The sequence below is a fragment of the Azorhizobium sp. AG788 genome (genome assembly GCF_004364705.1).
GTDB classification, from domain to species: Bacteria; Pseudomonadota; Alphaproteobacteria; order Rhizobiales; family Xanthobacteraceae; genus Azorhizobium; species Azorhizobium caulinodans.
Window position 1 is genome coordinate 761,653 of record NZ_SOBM01000002.1, and the last position, 21,592, is coordinate 783,244.

At 68.1% G+C, this 21,592-nt stretch carries 21 protein-coding genes; 6 read left to right on the forward strand and 15 right to left on the reverse strand.

Annotated features, from left to right (window positions below; genetic code table 11):
* Window positions 1–46: 46 nt before the first annotated feature.
* Window positions 47–856 carry a transporter substrate-binding domain-containing protein gene (locus DFO45_RS07635; RefSeq protein WP_012171206.1) on the reverse strand — a complete coding sequence of 270 codons (810 nt, stop codon included), beginning with the start codon at window positions 854–856 and terminating at the stop codon, window positions 47–49.
* Window positions 857–1,006: 150 nt separating this feature from the next.
* Between DFO45_RS07635 and DFO45_RS07640 the strand changes: the two genes are divergently transcribed.
* The 4 genes from DFO45_RS07640 to DFO45_RS07655 are packed head-to-tail and all read left to right on the forward strand — an operon-like array spanning window position 1,007 to window position 4,767.
* A complete protein-coding gene (locus DFO45_RS07640) occupies window positions 1,007–1,294 on the forward strand; it encodes a (2Fe-2S)-binding protein (protein WP_133864382.1) in 288 nt (95 codons plus the stop codon).
* Window positions 1,291–2,706 carry an FAD-dependent oxidoreductase gene (locus tag DFO45_RS07645; protein WP_245517977.1) on the forward strand — a complete coding sequence of 472 codons (1,416 nt, stop codon included), beginning with the start codon at window positions 1,291–1,293 and terminating at the stop codon, window positions 2,704–2,706. Before DFO45_RS07640 ends, DFO45_RS07645 begins: the two co-directional genes overlap by 4 nt.
* Complete coding sequence (locus DFO45_RS07650) at window positions 2,706–3,827, forward strand: FAD-dependent oxidoreductase (protein ID WP_245517978.1); 1,122 nt, start codon at window positions 2,706–2,708, stop codon at window positions 3,825–3,827. Before DFO45_RS07645 ends, DFO45_RS07650 begins: the two co-directional genes overlap by 1 nt.
* A complete protein-coding gene (locus tag DFO45_RS07655; RefSeq protein WP_133864385.1) occupies window positions 3,820–4,767 on the forward strand; it encodes a dihydrodipicolinate synthase family protein in 948 nt (315 codons plus the stop codon). The genes DFO45_RS07650 and DFO45_RS07655 overlap by 8 nt, the downstream gene beginning before the upstream one ends.
* A 25-nt stretch (window positions 4,768–4,792) precedes the next feature.
* On the opposite strand, the gene DFO45_RS25180 is transcribed toward DFO45_RS07655, so the two are convergent.
* The 7 genes from DFO45_RS25180 to DFO45_RS07685 form a co-directional block, all read right to left on the reverse strand.
* On the reverse strand, window positions 4,793–5,146 hold the full coding sequence (locus tag DFO45_RS25180; protein WP_245517979.1) for a hypothetical protein: 354 nt from the start codon (window positions 5,144–5,146) through the stop codon (window positions 4,793–4,795).
* A gap of 20 nt (window positions 5,147–5,166) precedes the next feature.
* On the reverse strand, window positions 5,167–5,439 hold the full coding sequence (locus tag DFO45_RS25185) for a metalloregulator ArsR/SmtB family transcription factor (RefSeq protein WP_245517980.1): 273 nt from the start codon (window positions 5,437–5,439) through the stop codon (window positions 5,167–5,169).
* Between the two features lie 129 nt (window positions 5,440–5,568).
* Window positions 5,569–6,855, reverse strand: coding sequence for a four-carbon acid sugar kinase family protein (locus DFO45_RS07665; RefSeq protein WP_133864386.1), 1,287 nt, complete (start codon window positions 6,853–6,855; stop codon window positions 5,569–5,571).
* 5 nt (window positions 6,856–6,860) lie between these two features.
* The gene (locus tag DFO45_RS07670; RefSeq protein ID WP_133864387.1) at window positions 6,861–8,126 is read right to left on the reverse strand and encodes a ribulose-bisphosphate carboxylase large subunit family protein; all 1,266 of its coding nucleotides are present in this window, start codon (window positions 8,124–8,126) and stop codon (window positions 6,861–6,863) included.
* 7 nt (window positions 8,127–8,133) lie between these two features.
* Window positions 8,134–8,673: a VOC family protein gene (locus tag DFO45_RS07675; protein ID WP_133864388.1), complete on the reverse strand. Its 540-nt coding sequence runs from the start codon at window positions 8,671–8,673 to the stop codon at window positions 8,134–8,136.
* Window positions 8,674–8,697: 24 nt separating this feature from the next.
* On the reverse strand, window positions 8,698–10,578 hold the full coding sequence (locus DFO45_RS07680) for a TRAP transporter large permease subunit (RefSeq protein ID WP_133864389.1): 1,881 nt from the start codon (window positions 10,576–10,578) through the stop codon (window positions 8,698–8,700).
* 34 nt (window positions 10,579–10,612) lie between these two features.
* Window positions 10,613–11,629, reverse strand: coding sequence for a TRAP transporter substrate-binding protein (locus tag DFO45_RS07685; RefSeq protein ID WP_133864390.1), 1,017 nt, complete (start codon window positions 11,627–11,629; stop codon window positions 10,613–10,615).
* Window positions 11,630–11,728: 99 nt separating this feature from the next.
* Here DFO45_RS07685 and DFO45_RS07690 point away from each other — a divergent pair, with 99 nt between their 5' ends.
* Together DFO45_RS07690 and DFO45_RS07695 are read left to right on the forward strand one after the other, a co-directional pair.
* The gene (locus DFO45_RS07690) at window positions 11,729–12,808 is read left to right on the forward strand and encodes a LacI family DNA-binding transcriptional regulator (RefSeq protein ID WP_133864391.1); all 1,080 of its coding nucleotides are present in this window, start codon (window positions 11,729–11,731) and stop codon (window positions 12,806–12,808) included.
* Between the two features lie 123 nt (window positions 12,809–12,931).
* Window positions 12,932–13,840: a dihydrodipicolinate synthase family protein gene (locus DFO45_RS07695; protein ID WP_133864392.1), complete on the forward strand. Its 909-nt coding sequence runs from the start codon at window positions 12,932–12,934 to the stop codon at window positions 13,838–13,840.
* Window positions 13,841–13,849: 9 nt separating this feature from the next.
* Here the strand turns inward: DFO45_RS07695 and DFO45_RS07700 are convergent, their stop codons facing one another.
* From DFO45_RS07700 to DFO45_RS07730, 7 genes are all read right to left on the reverse strand, one after another.
* Window positions 13,850–15,241 carry an amidase gene (locus DFO45_RS07700; RefSeq protein ID WP_133864393.1) on the reverse strand — a complete coding sequence of 464 codons (1,392 nt, stop codon included), beginning with the start codon at window positions 15,239–15,241 and terminating at the stop codon, window positions 13,850–13,852.
* A gap of 37 nt (window positions 15,242–15,278) precedes the next feature.
* On the reverse strand, window positions 15,279–16,280 hold the full coding sequence (locus tag DFO45_RS07705) for an oligopeptide/dipeptide ABC transporter ATP-binding protein (protein WP_133864394.1): 1,002 nt from the start codon (window positions 16,278–16,280) through the stop codon (window positions 15,279–15,281).
* Window positions 16,277–17,242 carry an ABC transporter ATP-binding protein gene (locus DFO45_RS07710; RefSeq protein WP_208299753.1) on the reverse strand — a complete coding sequence of 322 codons (966 nt, stop codon included), beginning with the start codon at window positions 17,240–17,242 and terminating at the stop codon, window positions 16,277–16,279. Before DFO45_RS07710 ends, DFO45_RS07705 begins: the two co-directional genes overlap by 4 nt.
* Window positions 17,242–18,081, reverse strand: a complete 840-nt coding sequence (locus DFO45_RS07715; protein ID WP_133864396.1) for an ABC transporter permease — start codon at window positions 18,079–18,081, stop codon at window positions 17,242–17,244. The genes DFO45_RS07710 and DFO45_RS07715 overlap by 1 nt, the downstream gene beginning before the upstream one ends.
* Window positions 18,078–19,025: an ABC transporter permease gene (locus DFO45_RS07720; RefSeq protein WP_133864397.1), complete on the reverse strand. Its 948-nt coding sequence runs from the start codon at window positions 19,023–19,025 to the stop codon at window positions 18,078–18,080. Before DFO45_RS07720 ends, DFO45_RS07715 begins: the two co-directional genes overlap by 4 nt.
* A gap of 35 nt (window positions 19,026–19,060) precedes the next feature.
* Window positions 19,061–20,458 carry an ABC transporter substrate-binding protein gene (locus DFO45_RS07725; protein ID WP_245517981.1) on the reverse strand — a complete coding sequence of 466 codons (1,398 nt, stop codon included), beginning with the start codon at window positions 20,456–20,458 and terminating at the stop codon, window positions 19,061–19,063.
* A gap of 498 nt (window positions 20,459–20,956) precedes the next feature.
* Window positions 20,957–21,592: flagellin (locus DFO45_RS07730; protein WP_280960278.1), on the reverse strand; the 636-nt coding region annotated here is incomplete at its 5' end.

Sequence of the window (21,592 nt, forward strand, 5' to 3'; positions counted from 1 at the left end):
GAAGGGCCAGCGCAAGGCGCTGGCCCGGGACGGGAGAGCGGTCAGATCAGAAGAACGGCTGGGCGCCCACGGGCTTGATCATGTCCATGCCGAACCACTTCTTCCAGAGCGCCTCGGTCTTGCCCTTGCGATATAGGTCGAAAATCGCAACGTTCAGCCAGTCCTTGAGGCCCGTGGAGCCCTTCGCGACGCCGAGGCTGCAGTAATAGACGTCGATGGGCGTCTCCACGATGCGCCAGTCCACCTTGTGCTTGGACATGTGCTCGCCCATGAAGTCGATCACGTCGATCATCGCCGTCCCACGGCCCTGCGCCAGCGCGCGCACCGCGTCGGGATAGTTGTCCAGCAGGGTCACCTTGGCCTTGGGCAGGTTCTCCTCGATGAACTTCACCGGGGTCGAGCCGCGCACCTGCACGAAGGTGACGGACGGATCATCGAACTGCCGCCAATCGGTAAAGGTATTGGCCTTGGTGGTGAGCACGCCCAGCACCTCGGTGTGCACCGGAACGGTGAAGTCGATCACCTTGGCGCGGTCGGTGTTGCGCGTCATGGCGCCCATGACGAAGTCGATCTTGCCGGCGGTGACGAAGGGAATGCGGTCGGGCGAGCCCACCTGCACCACTTCAAGCTTCACGCCGAGCAGCTTGGCGATCTCGCCCGCATAATCCACGTCGAAACCGACGATCTCGTTCTTGTCGTCGAACTTGCCGAGCGGCGGCAAGGTCGGATTGACGCCGACGCGGATGACGCCGGACTTCATGATCTCATCGAGCGTGCGCGCCTCGGCCGCCTTCGGCACCAGCGCCCCGGCGAGCGCCACCGCGATCGCGCCGGCAGCGAGCAAAGACTTCAGCATGCGTGTTCTCCAACCTCTGGGTCCCGGCCGGCGTCGCCTGTTTTGCGACTTCCCGTTGCCAAACGGTGGACAATTTGTATACAAACTCGCTGTCTGTAAAGTCCAAATCACCACCTCCCGACGGGATCGGTGGATGGGAACGAACACCTCATGACGGCAGCAACACTGGGCGGTGTAAGCGATGCGCGTGCCACGGTGACGATCACCGTGGACGGCGCGGCGCTGCGCGCCCGCGAGGGCGAGATGCTGACAACGGCGCTCGCCCGCCACGGCCTCCTGCGCCTGCGCCAGAGCCCTCATGCGGGCGGCGTGCGCGGCGCCTTCTGCCATATGGGCGTGTGCCAGGAATGCGCGCTGCATGTGGATGGCGTGCTGCGCCAGGCCTGCCTGACGCCGGTGCGTCCCGGCATGGCCGTCGAGCGGCGGGGCGTGCTGTGAGCCACGACGTCATCATTCTCGGTGCCGGCCCGGCCGGTGCCAATGCGGCGCTCGCCGCCGCCGAATCCGGTCTCAGGGTGGCGCTGTTCGACCAGCAGCCGGAGGCCGGCGGACAGGTCTGGCGGGCGCCTTTACCGGGCCTGAGCATGCCGTCCTCGCCGGAGCTTTCGAGCGGCGATGCGTTGCGCGCGCGGCTCGCCGCCTCGGCGGTGGAGTGCCGCCTCGGCCGCACCGTCTGGTCCGTCGGCAGTCATTTCCGTGTCGATGCGGTGGGACCGGACGGTAACGAGCATGTGGAGGCACCGCGCCTCATCGCCGCCACCGGCGCGCATGAGCGCGTGGTGCCCTTTCCGGGATGGATGCTGCCCGGCGTGATCGGTCTTGCGGCCGCGACGGTGCTTCTGAAGTCCCACGGTGTCCTGCCCGGTCAGCGGGTGGTGATCGCCGGTTGCGGGCCGCTGCTGGCGGCCGTCGCCGCGGGCGTGCTCAAGGGGGGCGGCACCATTGCCGCCATCGCCGACCTCGCCGGTCCTTCCGACTGGCTGCGCGCCCTCCCAGCCCTCGCCTCGCAGCCGCGCCTTCTGGCGCGCGGTGCAGGCTGGGCGCTGAAGATCGGGGGCGCACGCGTGCCTGTGCTCTTCCGCCATGGCGTACGCGCAGCCGAAGGCGATGACGCCCTCTCCCGCGTCCGCCTCGCGCCCGTGGATGCAGAGGGCGCCTTTATCGCCGGGCCGGAACGGGTGATGGAGGCCGATGCCCTCTGCGTCGGCCACGGCCTTGTGCCCGGTGCCGAGGTGCCACGCCTCTTCCGGGTGGCGCAGGCCTTCGACTGGCAGCGGGGCGGCTTCGTGCCGAAACTCGATGCGGAGGGCCGCACCAGCCTGAACGGCCTCTATGCCTGCGGCGACGGCGTGGGCCTGCGCGGCGCGCTCGTGGCGGAAGCAGCCGGCCGGCTCGCCGGCCTTGCCTGCGCGCACGATGCGGGCGCGCTGTCCCCCGCCGCCTTCGCCAGCGCTGCGGCCCCGACGCGCGAGGCCATCGCCAAGGCCCGCGCTTTCTCCGACGCCATGGCCGACATGATGGCCCTGCGCCCGGCGCAGGTGGCTGCCATCCCTCCGGAGACAACCGTCTGCCGCTGCGAGGACGTGACCCGCGCCGACATCGAGTCCGCTTATGCGGACGGCGCGCATGACATGAACCAGCTCAAGCAATTCACCCGCTGCGGCATGGGCCCCTGCCAGGGCCGCTTCTGCGGCGATGTGGCGGCGGAGATTCTCGCGGCAAAGGTGGGCTCGCGGGAAGAGGTGGGCACCTTCACCGCCCGCCCGCCCCTACGGCCAGTGCCGCTCGCCGACCTGCTCGGCAGCTTCGATTATTCCGATATCCCGATCCCGCCCCCGGCCCCCCTATGATGCACGATCTCGCAGTCATCGGCGGCGGTGTCCACGGCTCCACCGTCGCTCTCTTCGCCGCCCGTGGGGGCATGAAGGTCACGCTCATCGAGCGCGGCCCGCTCTGCCGCGAGGCCTCCGGCGTCAATGCCGGCACGCTGACCATGCAGATGACCCGCGTGGCGCTCATCCCTTATGCCCTGCAAGCCCATGCCATGTGGGCAAGCGCCCGCGAATGGCTGGGGCACGATGTGGGCGTCGTGGTCTGCGACGGCCTCTCGCTGGCCTTCACCGAGCAGGAGGAGGAACTCCTCTCTTTCCGGGCTGGCAAGCGCCGGGAAGCGGGCGCGCCCATCGAACTCATCAGCGGCGCAAGGGCGCTGGCGGTGGAGCCCGGCGTCTCGGACAAGGTGCGGGTTGCCGGCTATTGCAAGGTGGACGGCTATGCCAATGCCTACCTGACCGGCCTTGCCTTCCGCCGCGCCCTGATCGAGGCGGGCGTGGACCTGAAGGAGAACACCCCCGCCTCCGGCATCACGCGGGAGGATGGCGGCTTCGCGGTGCAGACGGCGCAGGGCGTCGTCCGTGCCAAGCGCATCGTGCTGGCGGGTGGGGTCTGGATCGAGCCCATGATGGCGTGGCTCGGCATCCGCCTGCCGATCAAGACGCTCATCAACCAGTTGGTGGTGACCGAGCGCGTGCGCCCGGTGATGCGCACGGTCGTCGGCATCGCCAACGGCCTGCTGTCGCTGAAGCAATATCCGCACGGCACGGTCGTGATCGGCGGCGGCTGGCAGGGCCTGGGCGATCGCGAACGTGGCGGCGTGGAACTGCTGCCGGACCGGATCGTCGGCAATGTCCGCCTCGCCTGCCACGCCATTCCGGACCTTAAGGCGGCCCGCGTTGCCCGCGCCTGGGCGGGGCTGGAGGCGGAGACGGCGGACGCGCTGCCCGCCGCCGGCCCCATCCCTGGCATTCCGGACGCCTATGTCTGCGGCAGTGTCCATTCCGGCTACACGAGCGGCCCCTACATCGCCCGCCTGCTGGCGGACCGCATTCTGGGTCGCGAACCCGCTTTGCCCTTGTTCCCCATCGATCGTTTGCTCGCGCCAAGCGCCATTTCCGAGGCCCGCAATGACTGAAACCTTCGTCCAGCGCCTGTCCGGCATTCATGCGGCCACCGTGGTGCCCATGCGCGCCGACTTTTCCATGGACGAGGATGCGCTCGCCGCCCACATCGGTGCCGTGACCCGCGTAAAGGGCATTCGTGGCCTGCTCATCAACGGCCATGCGGGCGAGAACTTCGTGCTGTCGCTGGCCGAGAAGCGCCGGGTGGTGGAAATCGCCCGCACGGTCGCCCCGAAGGACTGCCTGCTGGTCTCGGGCGTGAACCACGAATCGAGCCTGGAGGCCGCCCGCGAGGCAGCGGAGATGGCGGCGGCGGGGGCCGATGGCCTGCTGGTCTTCCCGCCCAACAGCTGGGCGCTCGGCCATGCGGACGAATGCACCCTGCTCCATCACCGCCTGATCGCGGATGCAACCAGCCTGCCGCTGATGCTTTATGGAGCGCCGGTGGGCGCGGGAGCCATGTCCTATTCCTCCGACGTGCTCTCCCGCCTCATCGACGATCCGCGCTTCGTCGCCATCAAAGATGGCAGCTGGGAAGTCGCGGCCTATGAGGAGAACCTGCGTCTCATCCAGTCGCGCCGCCCGGGCTTCGCGGTGCTCGGCTCGGGCGACGAGCACCTTCTGACCAGCTACGTGATCGGCAGCGCCGGCAGCCAGGTGAGCCTTGCGGCCGTCGTGCCCGAGTTGGTGGTCGCCCTGTGGGACGCCGCGGCGGCAGGCGACTGGGCCAAAGCGCGGCTGGTGCACGAGCAGCTCTATCCGCTCTCCGTCGCGATCTATCGCGACGCGCCGGGCGGTCGCGCCACCGCGCGGCTGAAGACCTGCCTCAAGCTGCTGGGCCGGCTCGGCAATGACCTGGTGCGCCCGCCGCAACCGCCCTGCGACGCGCGCGAGAGCGCGGCCCTATCGGCAGCGCTCCGGGCCGCGGGCGTCGAGGTGCCAGCTGCGGCCTGATGCGGCGGCTGTCCTGCACGAAGCCTCAGCCCTGCACCACCTCGACCGGGCCATGGTCGTCGCAATGATCCCCGTGGGGATAATGCAGATGGCCGTCCACAAGGTAGCAGATGTGGTCCCCATGCGGCACCGCCTCGTGGCCGCAGCCGGGGCCGTGCACATGGCCGGGCTCGTGGCCCGCGCAGTGATGATCGGGCGTGCAGCGGACCGGATTGGTCTCGCTCACCTCAATCACATGCTCGTCGACATGGTCGCCGTGCATGTGGTGCAGATGGCCGTCATGGAGATAGTCCACGTGGTCGCCGTGGCGGATGCCGGTGTGGCCGCAGCCGGGACCATGCTGGTGGGGATGATCGTGATGAACCTTGCACTCGGACATGGTTTCTCTCCCTGCGCGTGTCAGTGATCCTCGCACGCATGATCGACCGCGCTCCGGACGAGCGCGAGCACATGATCATCCGCGAGGTGGTACAGAATGGACTTGCCCACCCGCCTGCGCCCCACGAGACGCGCCGTGTGGAGGACCTTCAGGCGGGCGGAGATGGTGGTCATCCGGTCGCCCAGCGCACTGGTGAGCTCCGAAACCGAAGCCTCCCCCTGCGCCAGATGGACGAGAAGCGCCAGCCGCGCCGGATCTGCCAGCGCTGCGAACATGGTCGCGGCGGCGGCCATCTGCGCCTCCGTCAACTCCCGAAGCACGTGACTGAACCCCTTGCTGAACTAAACGATCCATAGATCGTTGGATTGTTTGAGTCAATCGCAAGCTTAGCCATATTGGAGGTTTCCGACGCAAGGAGCTCATCAGCCGCCGTGGAGCAAGCGCTCGAGCAGGTCTGGCGTGCCCATCTGGCCGCCCTTCAACATCAGTTCGAGCCCATCAAGGGCTAGCGCGTCGCTGTGCACGCGGCAGAAGGCGACGCCGGGCGCGGGCGCCGAGAGATAGCTGAGGCCCCAGAGGTCCAGCGCCTGCACCGCTCGGCTGGACGTGTCGCCCCCCGCGATGCCCAGCCGCTTCACCGGGTGCTGCGCAAGCACGGCGTTGAGAAACGCCGCCGTCGCAGCCGCCACCTGCGCGGGCGGCAGGTTCGCTTCCAACGCCTCGCCCTCCGGCGCCGTGGTCCCGAGTACCGAGACGCCGGCGCGCAGATGCGCACCGATGGCCTGGGCCTGCGCGGCCACATAGCCCGGATCGTCGGCGAGCCGCGCCGCGTCGAGCTGAACCTTGCGATATGAAGCCGCCAACTCGCGCTGCCGGCGCGTGACGGGCGACAGGCTGCCCGCCAGAACGAACACCGGCCCCTCGGCCGGCCGCAGCGGGGCGGATGGCATCGGGTCGGCGCCCCAATGGGCGCAAACCGCCTGCGCGACGGAACTGGCGCCCACCGCCAGAAGCGGCTGGTGCTCGGCTGCCTGCCAGATCAGCCGCCCCACCGGGGCGAGGTCTTCTAGACCGGAAATGTCGCACAACACGGCATCGGGCGTTTCGTCGAGAAGCGCCGCGAGGCGGGCGTCGAGGGAGGCTTCATCTTCGCCATAGGCCGGATGGTGCAGGCCGGCCACCGTCAGCCCCTGCGCCCGCAGATGCTGGCGGAGATCGCCCTCGCCCATCGGCGTCACAGGGTGCACGCTCATGGTGGGGTGGCGGTCGATGCGGAACACCTCGCCCCCCGTCCCCGCCGCCGCGAAGAGGTTGGAGAAGACGCAATAGCGCCCGATGTTCGGCTGGCCGCCGACAATCGGCCGGAAGACATTGGGAAAGGCCGGCGCCAGCACGGAGACCGCACGGCCGATGCTGCCCACGTGCGGCGCGCTGTCGAAGGTGGAGCAGCATTTGTAGTGCATCACCCGCACGCCGAGGGCGGCGAAGAAGGCCCCCACGGGCGCCAGTTCCGTTGTCATCTCGGCGGGGGCCATGGCGCGCGAGGCCCCGGCGATGCCCACCGCATCGAGAGGCCCCGCCCGCTCAAGCTGGGCGGCTGTCGGAAGGCCGCGAAACAGCAGCGCCTTCTGCCCGCGCTGGGCCAGCACGGCGAGCGTGTCACTGGCCCCCGTGAAATCGTCGCCATACCAGCCGTAGCGCGGCGCCATCGGCTTCAGGCTCCAGAGCCGAAGAAGGCGAGCGCCTTGGCGAGCGCGGGAGCGCGCGGCGCCGCCTCGGGCAACCCCTCCCCGGCCATGACAGCTTCCCAGGCCTCGCGGATGCTCGCGACGCCCGCAGAAGGCCCATCCGGATGGGCCATGATGCCGCCGCCGGCCATGAAGAGCAGGTCCGCATGGCCGGTGGCCGCATAAGTGGCGGGCACGGTGCCGGCCCACTGGCCGGAGGAGAAAGCGGGCATCACCCGATCGTCCTCGGTGGAAGAGAGGGGCGTCACGCAGTCCCGCGCGCTCTCGATCACCTCGGCGTCTTCCTGCGCGAATTTCCCCTTGAGCCCATGCACATGCATGTGATCCACGCCCGCGAGACGCCAGAGCACCTGATAGGCCTGAAAACCAACGCCCAGCAGAGGCGCGCGGGAGAGCGCGCCATAGCCGTTGCGGTGCCCGTGCAGGGCCAGATCCGTGCTCCGCCGCAGGGTCTGGATGGCGGAGAAGCCGCACCAGTTGAGGCTCGCCATCACGCAGGTGCCGCCTTCGCGCGCCACGAGGTCCGCATGGCGGCGCATAGCGTCCGTCTCATCGGTGATGTTGAAGGCCACCATCACCTTCTTGCCCGTGCGCTCGGCGTGATCGCGCACCCGCCGCATCACCGCCGGCACGCGCTCGGCCAAGGGCGCATGGGAGGGGTTGGCGCAGATTTCGTCATCCTTGATGAAATCGAGCCCCGCCGCACACAATTGGCCGGCGAGTTCGCCTGTCTCCTCGGCGGAGAGGCCGACGTTCGGCTTGATGATGGAGCCCACCAGCGGGCCAGTCTCCACGCCGGTGAGCGCGCGGGTGCCGGCCAGCCCCTGCCGGGGCATGTCGAAGGCGCGGCGATAGGCGTCCGGCAGGCTCAGGCTCTCCAGCCGCAGCCCCGTCACCTCGCCGAGATCGAACAGGTTGCCCGCCGCAGTCGCCGCCAGCGTCGGCAGGTTCGCGCCCACATTCGCCACCGGAAAGGCGAGGCGGATGCGCGCGCGCCGGTAGGGGCCCGCGACGCCGCGACGCTCAAGATAGGCATTGGGCAGGCTCGGCGTGTCACTGGTGCCGAGATCGACCACCGACAGCACCTCGGCCCGCGAGCGGGCGCGCAGTTCGTCCGTCTCGCCATGCACGCGGGTGAAGGTGCCGCTGGACTGCTCGCCCGCCATCACCTCCGCCACCTTCGCCGGGTCGAGCGGCGTCTCGATGAGGTAGCTCGCCTCGAAGCGCTGCATCACCGCCTCACAGGGTGGAGAGATCGGGGAAGGGCCGCACGGGATCGGTGCCATCCCAGCCCTCGGAGGCTTCGCGGATCATCTTGAACAGCTTGCCCTTCGGCCCCGCCACCTCGGACAGTTCGATGACCGTGCCGGGATGATACTCGGTGTCAAAATAGATGAAGCGCCCCTTCTCGCCCACCTCGCCGCCCATCACCGGCTTGAAGCCCTGCGCGATGAGGCGGGCGAGGTCCGCGTCATAATTTTCCGTCCAGTAAGCGACGTGCTGAAGGCCGGTGTTCCCCGCCTGCAGGAAGTCGCGATACATGGAGGGGGCGTCGTTGCGGCACTGGATGAGTTCCATCTGCAACGGGCCGGAATTGGCGAGGGCGACGGAATTGTGCACCTCGTAGCGCTCACCGCGATAGGTGTAGTTCACGATGGGAACGCGCGGATTATAGAACCACGGCCCGATGCCGAGCACCCGGCTCCAGTAATCCATCGCCGCTTCGATATCCTTCACCACATATCCGGCCTGCCGGATATCGCCGAAAAACCGGCTCATGACGCACCTCTATTGATCGGAAGATTACAGGAAGCCGATGGACAGCCACGGAATGGCCGCGACGAGGACGAGGCCGACGAGCAGCGCCGCCACATAGCCCCAGATGTGCTTGAGGCCTTCGTCCGGCTGGATCTTGGAGATGGCGCAGGCGCCGTAATAGCCAACGCCGAAGGGTGGAGCGAAGAGGCCGATGCCCATGGCGAAGATGACCACCATCGCATAGTGCACCTCATGCACCCCCGCCGCCTTGGCGATGGGGAACAGCAGCGGGCCGAACAGTACGATGGCCGGAATGCCCTCCAGCACGCTGCCGAGGATGATGAAGGCCACGATGGAGACGGCGAGGAAGCCATAGGCGCCGCCCGGGATCCCCGCCATGGCCTGCGCCAGATTGCGGGAGAAGCCGGACTGGGTGAGGCCCCAGGCCATGGCTGTGGCGCAGCCGACGATGAAGATGATGGCGCCGGTCAGCGAGGCCGTCTCGATGAGCATCGGCCGGATGCGCCGCCAGTCGAAGCGCCGGTAGATGAGGAGGCCCGCCAGCACCGCATAGACGATGCCGATGGTGGAGACCTCGGTGGCCGTTGCCACCCCCTCCACCACCGCCGCGCGGATGACGAAGGGCAAGGCGATGGCCGGCAGAGCGACGATGGCGAGCTTGCCAATCTCCCGCCACGCGGACTTGCGGATGTGGCTCAGATCCTCGTTGCGGTAGCGCCGCCACACCACCGTGCACAGGCACAGGCCGAGCACGAGGGCCGGCACCATCCCGCCGGTGAACAGCGCGGCGATGGAGACGCCCGTGACCGAGCCGATGGTGATGAGCACGATGGAGGGCGGGATCGTCTCCGTCTGCGCCCCCGTGGCGGAGAGCAGGGCCACGAGATCGCCTTCCTTCGCCCCGCGCGCCTTCATCTCCGGGAAGAGAATGGGAGCGATGGCGGCCATGTCGGCGATCTTGGAGCCGGAGATGCCCGAGACCAGATACATGGCGCCGATGAGCACGTAAGAGAGGCCGCCGCGCACATGGCCGAGGAGGCTGGCGAGAAAGGCGATCATGGCCTTGGCCATGCCCGTCATCTCGATGAGCGCGCCGAGGAAGATGAACAGCGGCACAGCCAGCAGGATGAGGTGGCTCATGCCCTCGTCGAGCCGCCCCACCATCACCAGCATGGGCGTGCGTGTGGTGAGCGCCAGATAGCCGAAGGTAGCGAGCGCGAAGGCAAAGGCGATGGGCACGCCGGCGAAGACGCAGAGCGCCACCACGCCGACGAAAAAGATGATGAGGTTGATCTGGCCGAGCGGCTTCAGCACCGGCCCGAGCAGATAGAAGGCCACCATCAGGCCCGCCGTCAGACCCAGCGCGATCACCACCGCCTTGAAGGACGCCGCGCGGGCGAGGCGCGCAAGGCACGCCAGCACCATGAGGCTGAGCCCCACCGGAATGGCCGCCGCCCGCCAGACATTGCTGATCTCCAGCGCGGGCGTGACGATGAAGCGCTCTTCCGACGCATAGTCCAGCGCCGGATGCAGCACGAGGCCGAGGAAGCCCAGCGGCACGAGAATGGCGAGCGCTTCCAGCACGGCCCGCGTCTGCGGCCCCGCAAGGCCGAGGCAGCCGGTCATGCGCATGTGCTCGCCCCGGCGCAGCGCCACCACCGCGCCGAGCATGGAGAGCCAAAGGAAGAGGATGGAGGCGAGTTCGTCGGACCAGACGAGCGGCGCGTGGAAGACGTAGCGCGCCACGACGCCCGCGAACAGGACACCCACCTCCACGAGGACGATGGCCGCCGCCACGTGCTCGATGAGGCCGAAGAAGGCCGCGTCCAGCCGCCCGAAGCCGGACGCAGCCGACCGGGCGGCTGCCGCGTTCTCGGCAGCCGTTGGGGACAAGGAGCCGGACATGGCGCCTCCGATCAAACGTCAGGTCAAAGGGAACTCAGGCGAGCTTGCCGACGGCGCCTTCCAGAAGGCCCCACACCTCGTCTCCGAAGCGGCCCTTCCACTCCACATAGAAGCCGCTCTCCCGCAGCTTGGCGCGGAAGGTGTCGGGGCTGGTGCTGTTGAAGACGAGGCCGTTCTTCTCAAGGTCCGCCTGCACGCCCTCGTTCAGCTTCTTGATGTCGGCGCGCTGGGACAGGCCCGCATCATTGATGGCGGTGGCGATGACCTTCTGGAGGTTCTCCGGGATCTCGCGCCACGCCCGGCCGTTGGCGATGAACCAGTAGCCGTCCCAGATGTGGTTGGTGAGCGAGGCGTATTTCTGCACCTCATAGAGCTTCGCCACCTGGATGATGGGCAGCGGATTTTCCTGCGCATCCACGATCTTGGTCTGGAGCGCAGAATAGACTTCCGAGAACTGAAGGCTGGCGGGCGAAGCGCCGAGCGCCTTGAACATGGAGACCGACAGCGGGCTGACCGGCACGCGGATCTTGAGGCCGTCCATATCCTTGGCGGTCTGGATCGGCGCCTTGGAGGAGGTCATCTGGCGGAAGCCATTGTCCCACATCTTCTCGAAGGCGTAGAGGCCGACCTTGGAGATGGCGCCGCGCACATGGGCGCCGAGCGCGCCATCCATGGCCTTCCACACCTGATCATAATCGGCAAAGGCAAAGCCCACCGCATTGATGGCGGCGGAAGGCACCAGCGTCGCAATGACGAGCGCGGACGGGGTGAAGAAGGTGACGCCGCCGGAGCGCACCTGCGCCAGCATGTCGGTGTCGCCGCCGAGTTGGTTGTTGGGGAAGATCTGGATGGTCACCTGCCCCTTGGTCTCGGTCTCCACGCGCTTGGCGAATTCCTGCGCGCGGATGTTGAGCGGGTGCGTCATGGGCAGGTTGTTGGCGTATTTCAGCTCATACTCCGCCGCCCGCGCGAGGCCCGGCATTCCCATGAGACCGGCTGCGGAAGCAGCACCGGCGGCGGCAACGAACTGGCGGCGCGACAGCGTCGGCATGGCATCCTCCCTTGATGTTTTTTGATGTATTTTTCTTGATCCTGAGAGAGGATAAAAATCTAAACCGCGCCCGGCAATTTCAAATAATGATGTAATTTGATGTCTTCCGATGTCCTCGCATCAGCTCTTTCGTCCGCGACCGCGCCGGCGGACGCGGAGCATCCGGCCCACGCCCGCCTGCCGGATGTGGCGCGCCGCGCCGGCGTTTCCACGGCAACGGTGGACCGCGTCCTCAACAAGAGGCCGGGGGTGCGCCCCGTCACCATCCAAAGGGTGCTGAGGGCGGCGGCCGAGCTCAATTACATCCTCGAGAGCGATTTCGCCCCGCCCGTCGCGCCGCTGCGACTGGTCTTCTTGCTGCCAGCGGGCACCAACCGCTTCCTCGGACTGCTCGGCCGGCTCATCGCGGCGAGTTCCGCCACGCTTGCCGAGCGGCAGATCCAGGCGCGGGTTGAATATATCAAGAGCTTCAATCCGGACCTTCTGGCCCGCGCCCTGCTCCAGCATGGCAAGAGCGCGGATGGCATCGCCTTCATGGCTCTGGAGCATCCGGCGGTACGCGAGGCAGTGAACACGCTCGCCGCCCGCGGCGTGCCCACGGTCACGCTCATTTCCGATATTGCCGGCACGCGCCGCGTGGCGAGCGTCGGGCTCGACAACCGCTCGGCCGGGCGCACGGCGGGCTATCTCATCGCCCGCTTCATCGGCGCCCGCAAGGCAAAGGTGGCGATGATCGCGGGCTCCCTCTCCTATCGCGCCCATGAGGAGCGCGAGATGGGCTTCCTGCATCTGTTCGAGGAGATGTTTCCGCAGATCGAGGTGGTCGGCCTGCGCGAGGGGCAGGACGACGAGGCGCAGAATTATCGCCAGACCCGACAGTTCCTCGCCCAGCATCCGGACCTTGCCGGCCTCTACAACATCGGCGGCGGCGCGGCCGGCGTCGGCAAGGCGCTGCGGGACATGCGCCGCTCTGACGTGGTGTTCGTCGGCCACGGCCTCACGCCGGATACGCGTGCCCTGCTGCTCGACGGCACCATGGATGCGGTCATCACGCAGAATCCGGAGAACGCCATCCAGAGCGTGATTGGCGTCTTCTCCAACCTGCGGGCCGGACGGGAGGCGACAGAGGGCATCGTGACGCCCCGCATCGAGATCGTACTGCGGGAGAATTTGCCTTAAGCGCCTTTTCCGATTGGTCCGGCGAAGGAGCGCCCCATTGGATCTATCCGCGATCCATTTCCGCGACCATCTTCCGCGCCGCTTGTTCCCGCGCCATCGCGCGCGCCCAGTCCGGTGCTCCTCATGACCTCGCCTGCCTCCCCCTTCCACGGTCTCTCCGCTTTCCCCATCACCCCTTCGGACCCGCAGGGGCGCGTGGACACGGCAGCGCTGGAAATCCTTCTGACGCGCCTCGTGTTGGCGGGGGTCGATTCCATCGGCCTCCTCGGCAGCACCGGCACCTATGCCTATCTCTCCCGTACCGAGCGGCGGCGGGCGGTCGAGGCGGCTTCCGCGCTCGTGGCGAAGCGCATTCCCATCGTCGTGGGCATCGGGGCCCTGCGCACGGACGAGGCCGTGGATCTGGCACGCGACGCGGCCGAAGCGGGCGCCGATGGCCTCCTGCTCGCGCCCGTGTCCTATACGCCCCTCACCGAGGACGAGGTGTTCGCGCATTTCGCCGCCGTGGCCGGGGCCACCGATCTGCCGCTCTGCGTCTACAACAATCCCGGCACCACCCACTTCACCTTCACGCCCGCCCTTGTCGCCCGTCTCGCCACCCTGCCGAACGTGGTGGCGCTGAAGAACCCCGCCGCCGCGCCAGTGGATGCCCCGACCCTGCACGCCAACCTGCGCGCCGCCGTGCCGGAGGCCTTCGCCATCGGCTATAGCGCCGACTGGAACGTGACCGAGGCCATCCTCGCCGGCGGGCAGGCTTGGTACAGCGTCTGCGGCGGCCTGCTGCCGGAGCCGACGCTGAAGCTGATGCGCGCCGCGCAGGCCCATGACATGGCGCAGGTGGGACTGTGGAAGGCGCGCTTCGAGCCGCTCTGGGCGCTGTTCCGGGAGCTGACCAGCCTGCGCGTCACCTATGCGGCGGCGAACATTCTGGGGCTGTCAACGGCGCTGCCGCCCCGCCCCATCCTGCCGCTTGCGCCCGAGCATTATCCGCGCATCGCGGCGGCGCTGGAGCCTTTGCTCCAGCCCACCTGAGCGCCCCGTTCAGGCGAGCTTCGGCCAGTTGGTGATCGGCCCGCGCCAGCCCTCATAGAGATGGGCCACGCGCAACACCGCGTGGTCCGCGAAACGCGGGCCGACAATCTGGAGGCCGATGGGCATGCCCGCTTGGGTGAAGCCGCAGTTGATGGAGATGGCCGGCTGCTCGGACATGTTCCACGGCACGGTGAAGCAGATGTGCTCGAAGGGCTTAGCCGGATCATTGATGGGGGAAGCCCATTCGGCGGGGAAGGCCGAGACATTGTTGGTGGGCGTCAGCAGATAATCGAGGCCGTGGAAGAGCGTGGCGCAGGCCTGGCGCATCTTCATGGTCTGGTTGAAGCCGCGTACCGCGCGCGGGCCGTCCACATGGGCGCCGCCTGCCGCCCAGTCCACGATATAGGGCAGCACCTTAGCCCGCTTCTCCGGCGGCAGCGCACTGATGTCGTCCCACGAGCGGGCGCGCCAGAAATCATCGAGCCCGTCCAGCATCGCGCGGGTGAGGACGCCGGGGACAGGCACGATCTCCGCGCCCTCCGCCTCGAAGCGCCGCGCCGCCGCCTCCACGGCCGTGCGCACCTCGTCCTCCACCTCCATGCCGCAGCCCGCCTCCAGCATAAGGCCGATGCGCAGGCCCTTCACGCTGCCCCCCTCAAGGTCCATCCAGTCGATGTCCTCGGGCGGCAGGCTGGTGGCATCGCGCCAGTCGGGCTTCGCGAGGAACTGCATCATCAGCGCGCTCTCGGCCACCGTGCGCGTCATGGGGCCGGCGCAGCGGCCCACATAATAGGGGTCGATGGGAATGCGCCCGAGGCTCGGCTTGAAGCCGACAAGGCCGCACCAACCGGCCGGCAGGCGCACGGAGCCGCCGATGTCCGTGCCCACATGCAGCGGCCCATAGCCCGCCGCCCCCGCCGCCGCAGCCCCCGCGCTGGAGCCGCCTGGGTTGCAGGCGAGGTTCCAGGGATTGCGGGCCAGCGTGTGGAAGCTGGAGAGGCCGGAGGAGAGCATGCCGTAATCCGGCACGGTGGTCTTGGCGAGCAGGATCGCCCCCGCCTCCTTCATGCGCGCCGCGGGCGGCGCATCGGCGGTGGCGGGCACGAGATCGGTGGCAGCGGTGCCGAGCGGCACCGGCACCCCTTCCGTTGCGATGAGTTCCTTCAGCGTGACAGGCACACCATCCAGCGGCCCGTTGGGCTCGCCCTCTGCCCAACGCTCAGTTGAGGCCGCAGCTTCGGCGCCCACCCGCTCGGGCTCGAACGCATAGAGCGCGCCGAGCTTGGGCTCGCTCGCCGCCACATAGGGCAGCAAGGCGTCGAAATATTCGCTGGGCGAGAGCCTGCGGGCGCGGAAGGCGGCCACGAGTTCGATGGCAGAAAGGTCCAGAGGGGACGACATTGCAACAACGCTCCTGAGGCGCGCCGGTCGGGGCCGCTTAAGGGACAAGAGAAGGGGAAAGGTCTTCGGCGTGATGGCAGGCGCTGGCGCGCCCATCCGCGATCGCGCGCAGCGGCGGCGCCTCGGCCGCGCAGCGCTCGGTGGCGCGGGGACAGCGCGGCAGGAAGGCACAGCCCTGGCCTGGGATGGCCGACACCTTGGGCACGGTGGCCGAGCGCGGCGGGCGGGCGCCGCGACCGATCTGGTCGAGGCTGGGTTCGGCGGCAATGAGCAGTTGCGTATAGGGATGCAGCGGCCGGTCGAACACCGCGCGCGCCGGCCCCCGCTCCACGATGCGGCCGCGATACATCACCGCCACATGGTCGGCCACGCAATCGATGACCGCCAGATTGTGCGAGATGAACAGCACCGTGATGCCGCGCCTGTCCCGCAGCGCGCGCAGGAGGTTCAGCACCTGCGCCTGCACGGACAGATCGAGCGCCGAGACCGCCTCGTCCGCCACCACCAGCTTTGGTTCCGTGATCAGGGCGCGGGCAATGGCGATGCGCTGGCGCTGGCCGCCGGAGAATTCGTGCGGAAAGCGGGTGGCGTCCGCCGCCTTGAGGCCGACGCTTTCCAGCGCCCGTCCCACCAGCTCCGTCCGCGCCTTGCCGCGCGGTGCGTCGGGCACCACGTGCAGCGGCTCGGCAATGGTGCGCCCGATGCGGCTGCGTGGGTCGAGCGAGCCGTAGGGATCCTGAAACACCATCTGAAAATCCCGCCGCTTCGCGGCAAGGCGTGCTGGCGGCAGGAGGAAGAGATCGTCCCCATCGAACAGCACATTGCCGGAGGTGGGCCGGTCCAGCGCCATGACGATGCGGGCGAGCGTGGACTTGCCGCAACCGCTCTCCCCCACGATGCCGAAGATGCTGCCCTGCGGCACCTGAAGGTCGATGCCATCCAGCGCCCGGACGGTGGCCCGGCGGCCGAACAGCGAGGCCGGCCCGGCAGGATAGTCACGGATGAGGTTGCACACCTCCAAGAGGGCCGGCGCGCTCATGCGGCCACCTCGTCCGCATGGATGCAGCGGATGCCGGCACCGGCTTCGCCAGACCACACGGGCTCCGCCGCCCGGCAGGCGTCGTCCACGCGGGCGCAACGATTGGCAAAGCGACAGCCCGGCGGCAAGGCGGTCAGCGAAGGCACCGTGCCGGGAATGGTCGGCAGATCGCCGCTCCTCCCGCCGCCCCGGCGGGGCATCGCTGCCAGAAGGCCCTGCGTATAGGGATGGTGCGGGTGGCGCAGCACATCCCCAGTCGGTCCCGCCTCCATGCGGGTGCCCGCATACATGACCAGTGTCTCGTCCGCGATGCGCCCCACCACGCCGAGATCATGGCTGACGAGGATGAGCGCGACGCCCAGCTCGCGCACCATCTCGTCGAAGATGTCGAGGATTTCCGCCTGCACGGTCACATCGAGCGCCGTCGTCGGCTCGTCAGCGATCAGCAGGCCCGGCCGCATGGCAAGCGCGATGGCGATGCCCACCCGCTGGCGCTGGCCGCCGGACATTTCATGCGGATAGGTATCGAGCCTGCGCGCCGCATCCGGGATACGCACGCGCTCCAGCCATTCCAGTGCCTCCCGCCGGGCCTCCACGCGAGAGATGGCCCGGTGCCAGCGAATGCCTTCGGCGATCTGGTCGCCAATGCGCTGGGCTGGATTGAGCGCCGTCATGGGCTCCTGAAAGATCATGCCGATGCGCCGCCCGCGCACCGCGCACATCTGCGCCTCGCTTAGGGTAAGCAGGTTCTCGCCATCGAGGATGATCTTCCCACCCGCCCGCATGGGGCCGGGCAGAAGGCCGATGAGGGCCTTGAGCAGCATAGATTTGCCCGAGCCGGATTCGCCCACGATGCCAAGCGTCCGCCCCCGCTCAAGGGCGAAGGACACGTCGTTCACCAGCCGCAGCCGTTCGCCGTCCGGCCGGGCGAGGTCAATGGAGAGATCGCGCACGTCCAGCATCACCCGCCGAGCCTCCTGCGCGGGTCGATGAGATCGCGCAGGCCATCCCCCAGAAGGTTGAAGCCCAGCACGCTCAGCGCAATCGCAATGCCGGGCACCAGCGCGAGATGCGGCGCCGCCGAGAGATAGGTCTGTGCGTCCGCCAGCATCCGCCCCCAGGAGGGCGCGGGCGGCGCGATGCCGAGGCCGAGAAAGCTCAGGCCCGCCTCGGTGAGGATGGCAAGGCCGAGCTGGATGGTGGCCTGCACGATAATCTGGCTGGCGATATTGGGCAGCACATGCTCCAGCGTGATGCGCGCCTGCCCCTTCCCGGCCGCCCGTGCAGCCAGCACATAATCCCGTGCCCACACCTGCGCTGCGGCCCCGCGCGTGACGCGGGCAAACACCGGGATCATGAACACGCCGATGGCGATGACGGCCGTGAACGCTCCCGGCCCCATCAGCGCGCCGAGCACGATGGCGGAGAGCACGGCGGGAAAGGCAAAGAGAATGTCGCACAGGCGCATGATGGCGCCCTCCAGAAGCCCGCCCCGCGCCGCCGCCGAAACACCCAGAAGCGTGCCGAGGCTCGCGCCCACAGCCACCGCCAGCACGCCGATGGAGAGAGAGTTCCAGGCCCCCACCATGAGCATGGAGGTGAGATCCCGGCCGAAATGGTCGGTGCCCAGCAGCCCCTGCACAAGCGGACCCTTGAGCTTCAGCGCGAAGCGCATCCGCGTCGGCACTTCCGGCGTCCAGAACTGGGAGAGGATGGCAATGCCGACGATGGCAGCGGTGAGAACGGCGCCCACCAGAAGCTGCCTCCGCCCGGCGATCCGACGCAGGAGAGGCGCGCTCATCCCCGCCTCCTGAGGCGCGGGTCGAGGGCGAGATAGGCCATGTCCACGAGAAAGTTCACCACCACCACGAGCCCGGCGAACAGGAGCACCACATCGCGGATCACCAGCAGGTCGCGCTGGGCGAGGGCCTGAAAGGCGAGGCGCCCGAGGCCGGGGAGCACGAACACATTCTCCACCAGCACCGCCCCTGCGATGAGGAAAGAGAATTGCAGGCCGAGGATCGTCACCACTGGCACCAGTGCATTGGGCACCACATGCCGCCACAGCGCCGCCCGGCGGGTGAGACCTTTGGCGCGGGCGGTGGCGACGAAATCCTCATTCAGCACATCGAGCACGGCGGAGCGGGTGACGCGGGCGAGGATGGCGGACTGCGGAAGCGCCAGAGCAATGGCCGGCAGGAGCAGCGCCTTCAAGCCGGCTCCTATGCCCGCGCTCCAGCCGGGAAAGCCGCCGGCGGGGAACCAGCCGAGCTGCGTGGAGAAGAACAGGATGAGCAGAAGGCCGATCCAGAAATTCGGCACCGCTACGCACACCTGCGCAAAAAGGCTCGCGCCATAATCCACCGCCGAGCCGCTGCGCGCCGCCGCCATCACGCCCAGCGGCAGCGCGATGAGGGTGGAGAGCGCGATGGCCATCAGCGCCAAGGGCACCGTCACCGCCAGCCGCTCCGCGATGAGACCGGCCACCGGCACGCCATAGGTAAAGGAGGTTCCGAAATCGCCACGGGCCATGCCGGCCATCCAGGCGAGGTAACGCACCACGGCCGGCTGATCGAGCCCCATGCTCTGGCGCAGGGCCGCCAGCGTATCGGGCCTCGCGGAGGTGCCGAGCTGAATGGCCGCCGGATCGCCCGGCAGCACATCCATGATGAGGAAGATCGCGGCGGACATGACCGCCAGCGTCAGCACCAGCCCGAGAAAGCGTCGCACGGCGAAAGCCAGCATGGAGCGCGCCTCAGCTCGCGTGCACCGGGCCGGGCTCAGTCACGCCAGCGCACCTCGGTCACGTCATTGGAGGGCACGGGCTCGCTCTCCCACAGGCCCTCCACCTTGGCGTTCCAGACACCGAGCTTGGGCATGACGAACAGGAACAGCGCCGGCACCTCGTCCGCAAGGATGCGCTGGGCCTCGCCAATAGCCTTGGTGCGAGCGGCGTCGTCCGTGGCCGTAGCGGCGGCCGTGTAGGCCGCGTTGAAGTGGGGGCTGTTGTAATTGAAATAATAATTGGGGCGCGCGTAGATATCTATGTCGAGTGGCTCCGCATGGGTCATGACGGTCATGTCATAGGCCTTGTCCTTGAAGACCTCCTGCACCCATTTGGCCGGAAATTCCGTGGGCTCGATCTTCACCGTCACGCCCACATCCGCCAGCATGGCCTGAAGCACTTCCCCCGAGCGCGACAGATAAGCCATCTGCGGCGTCTTCAGAGTGAAGGTGAAGCCGTTCGGATAGCCCGCCTGCGCCAGCAGCGCCTTGGCCTTGGCGGAATCATAGGGCAGCACACCCGTCGTATCGACAAAACCGGGATCGTTCGGCGTGTAGTGGCTGCCGATGGGCGTGCCGAAACCGGACCACGCGCCCTCCACCAGCGCCTTGCGATCCACCGCCATCATCAGCGCCTGGCGCACGCGCACATCGTCGAAGGGCTTGCGGGCATTGTTCATGCCGGCAACCATCTTCAGCTCGGTATTGCCCACGACGGTGCTGAATTTCTTGTCCTTCTGGAAATCCGTATAAATCTCGGGCGCGCTGAACTCGGGGAAGGCGTCCACGTCCCCGGCCCGAAGGGCCGCCGCCTGCGCCTGCGGATCGGCGAGGAAGCGGAAGGTCACCTGCGCCAGAGCCGGCGCATGGGCCTTGTCCCAATAATCGGCGAAGCGCTCCAGTTCCACCCGATCACCCTTCGCCCAGGCCTTGAACCGGAAGGGCCCGGTGCCCACGGGGGTCGTGCGGTTGGCGTCCGCGGAATTCGACGCGACCATCACCGCCGCGGGCATTCCGAGACGATAGGTCAGATCGCTGACCGGCCGCTTAAGGGTGACCACCAGCGTCTTCGCGTCCGGCGCGTCTACGGATGCGATCGGCTCGAAATAGGGTTTCTGGGGATTGGTCGAATCCGCGCCGCGCGCCCGGTCGAGGCTGAACTTGGCAGCGGCGGCGTTGAAGGGCGTGCCGTCGTGAAAGGCCACGCCATCCCGCAAGGTGAAGGTGTAGACGAGGCCATCGGGCGATACCGTCCAGCCCGACGCGAGTTGCGGCTGGACCTTACCGTTGCGGTCCACGCGGGTCAGGCCCTGATAGACATTCTGCCAGGTGACCTGCCCGATGGACACGGGCGCCGCCACCGTCGGGTCAAGGCCGGCGGGCTCGACGGGCATGCCCACGACCAGTCGGTCCTTCGCCGCTTCGGCGGTGCCGCCCAGTCCCAACACAGCGGCAGCGACCAGCAGCCCCCGACCCAGCCGCGCCGCGTGAAATCCTGTCCGCCTGCCCGTCCGGGATGCCATCGCCATTCCTCACCAACCCTGAATGCCCATCGACTCGGCACAACGCCGGACTGCCTAGAAACACTGCAAGCCGGCACGGCCATCGTCAACGACCTTTGGGCGAGCGCCCAACATCATGGGGGCATGGAGGCTGATCGGAGGCTCATGATACCCCCCGAGGGACGGAACTGAGAAACGCGCCGTAAGATCGGCTCTCGACCGATCGGCCAACAAAAAACCACGCCCCCTTGCGGGAGCGTGGTCGAAGGGCGCCGGCAGTTACGCGCCGGCCAGTGTGGAAAATACCCACCACACCTGTTCCCGGCCGTTGACCTTCACCCGGCGGCGTCTGGCCCGCGATTGCGGAGCCGTCAGCCGCCGGAGCGGATCTCAACGGAAGAGGGTCATGATGTTGGAGGTCGAGTTGTTCGCGATCGAGAGCGACTGCACCGCCAGCTGCTGCTGGGTCTGCAGGGCCTTCAGCTTCGTGGACTCTTCTTCCATGTTGGCATCGACCAGCGAGCCGATCGACGACGTGTTGATGTCGATCAGGGACTGGGCGAAGTTCTGCTGCGAGGTCAGGCGGGTCTGGGTGGTGCCCAGAGCCGTCGAACCGGCCTGCAGGCCGTCGATCGTGGCGGACACGATCTTCATGTAGGAGGAGAGCTTCGCCAGGTCGACATCGCTGCTGGTGAGCGAGGAGATGTCGATGTTGGCGATGGACGCCGTGAACGCCGCGACCGTGGTGCCGTTGACGGTACCGCTGATCGAGTAGGTGGTGTCCATGAAACCCTTGAGCTGGCCGGCGCCAGTGCCGACGGCGACGGTGAGGGCACCGGTGCCGGAGGACGCGCTGGTGGCAACCGCAGTCACGGCCGTGTCGATCGTGGAGCTGCTGCCCGTGGCCGTACCGTTGGTCTTCGCGTCATAGACGGCGAAGGCGCCGGTATCGAGCGTGGTGGTGCCGACCGTCACGACGCCGCTGGCGCGCGAGAAGTTGGCGAGCAGGCTCTTGTTGGCGTTGAA

What these genes read in the sequence shown, in the direction of transcription:
- DFO45_RS07635 (WP_012171206.1), bottom strand. Translation starts at nt 856, where the DNA reads ATGCTGAAGTCTTTGCTCGCTGCCGGCGCGATCGCGGTGGCGCTCGCC.
- DFO45_RS07640 (WP_133864382.1), top strand. Translation starts at nt 1,007, where the DNA reads ATGACGGCAGCAACACTGGGCGGTGTAAGCGATGCGCGTGCCACGGTG.
- DFO45_RS07650 (WP_245517978.1), top strand. Translation starts at nt 2,706, where the DNA reads ATGCACGATCTCGCAGTCATCGGCGGCGGTGTCCACGGCTCCACCGTC.
- DFO45_RS07655 (WP_133864385.1), top strand. Translation starts at nt 3,820, where the DNA reads ATGACTGAAACCTTCGTCCAGCGCCTGTCCGGCATTCATGCGGCCACC.
- DFO45_RS25180 (WP_245517979.1), bottom strand. Translation starts at nt 5,146, where the DNA reads ATGTCCGAGTGCAAGGTTCATCACGATCATCCCCACCAGCATGGTCCC.
- DFO45_RS25185 (WP_245517980.1), bottom strand. Translation starts at nt 5,439, where the DNA reads ATGGCCGCCGCCGCGACCATGTTCGCAGCGCTGGCAGATCCGGCGCGG.
- DFO45_RS07665 (WP_133864386.1), bottom strand. Translation starts at nt 6,855, where the DNA reads ATGGCGCCGCGCTACGGCTGGTATGGCGACGATTTCACGGGGGCCAGT.
- DFO45_RS07670 (WP_133864387.1), bottom strand. Translation starts at nt 8,126, where the DNA reads ATGCAGCGCTTCGAGGCGAGCTACCTCATCGAGACGCCGCTCGACCCG.
- DFO45_RS07675 (WP_133864388.1), bottom strand. Translation starts at nt 8,673, where the DNA reads ATGAGCCGGTTTTTCGGCGATATCCGGCAGGCCGGATATGTGGTGAAG.
- DFO45_RS07680 (WP_133864389.1), bottom strand. Translation starts at nt 10,578, where the DNA reads ATGTCCGGCTCCTTGTCCCCAACGGCTGCCGAGAACGCGGCAGCCGCC.
- DFO45_RS07685 (WP_133864390.1), bottom strand. Translation starts at nt 11,629, where the DNA reads ATGCCGACGCTGTCGCGCCGCCAGTTCGTTGCCGCCGCCGGTGCTGCT.
- DFO45_RS07690 (WP_133864391.1), top strand. Translation starts at nt 11,729, where the DNA reads ATGTCTTCCGATGTCCTCGCATCAGCTCTTTCGTCCGCGACCGCGCCG.
- DFO45_RS07695 (WP_133864392.1), top strand. Translation starts at nt 12,932, where the DNA reads ATGACCTCGCCTGCCTCCCCCTTCCACGGTCTCTCCGCTTTCCCCATC.
- DFO45_RS07700 (WP_133864393.1), bottom strand. Translation starts at nt 15,241, where the DNA reads ATGTCGTCCCCTCTGGACCTTTCTGCCATCGAACTCGTGGCCGCCTTC.
- DFO45_RS07705 (WP_133864394.1), bottom strand. Translation starts at nt 16,280, where the DNA reads ATGAGCGCGCCGGCCCTCTTGGAGGTGTGCAACCTCATCCGTGACTAT.
- DFO45_RS07710 (WP_208299753.1), bottom strand. Translation starts at nt 17,242, where the DNA reads ATGCTGGACGTGCGCGATCTCTCCATTGACCTCGCCCGGCCGGACGGC.
- DFO45_RS07715 (WP_133864396.1), bottom strand. Translation starts at nt 18,081, where the DNA reads ATGAGCGCGCCTCTCCTGCGTCGGATCGCCGGGCGGAGGCAGCTTCTG.
- DFO45_RS07720 (WP_133864397.1), bottom strand. Translation starts at nt 19,025, where the DNA reads ATGCTGGCTTTCGCCGTGCGACGCTTTCTCGGGCTGGTGCTGACGCTG.
- DFO45_RS07725 (WP_245517981.1), bottom strand. Translation starts at nt 20,458, where the DNA reads ATGCCCGTCGAGCCCGCCGGCCTTGACCCGACGGTGGCGGCGCCCGTG.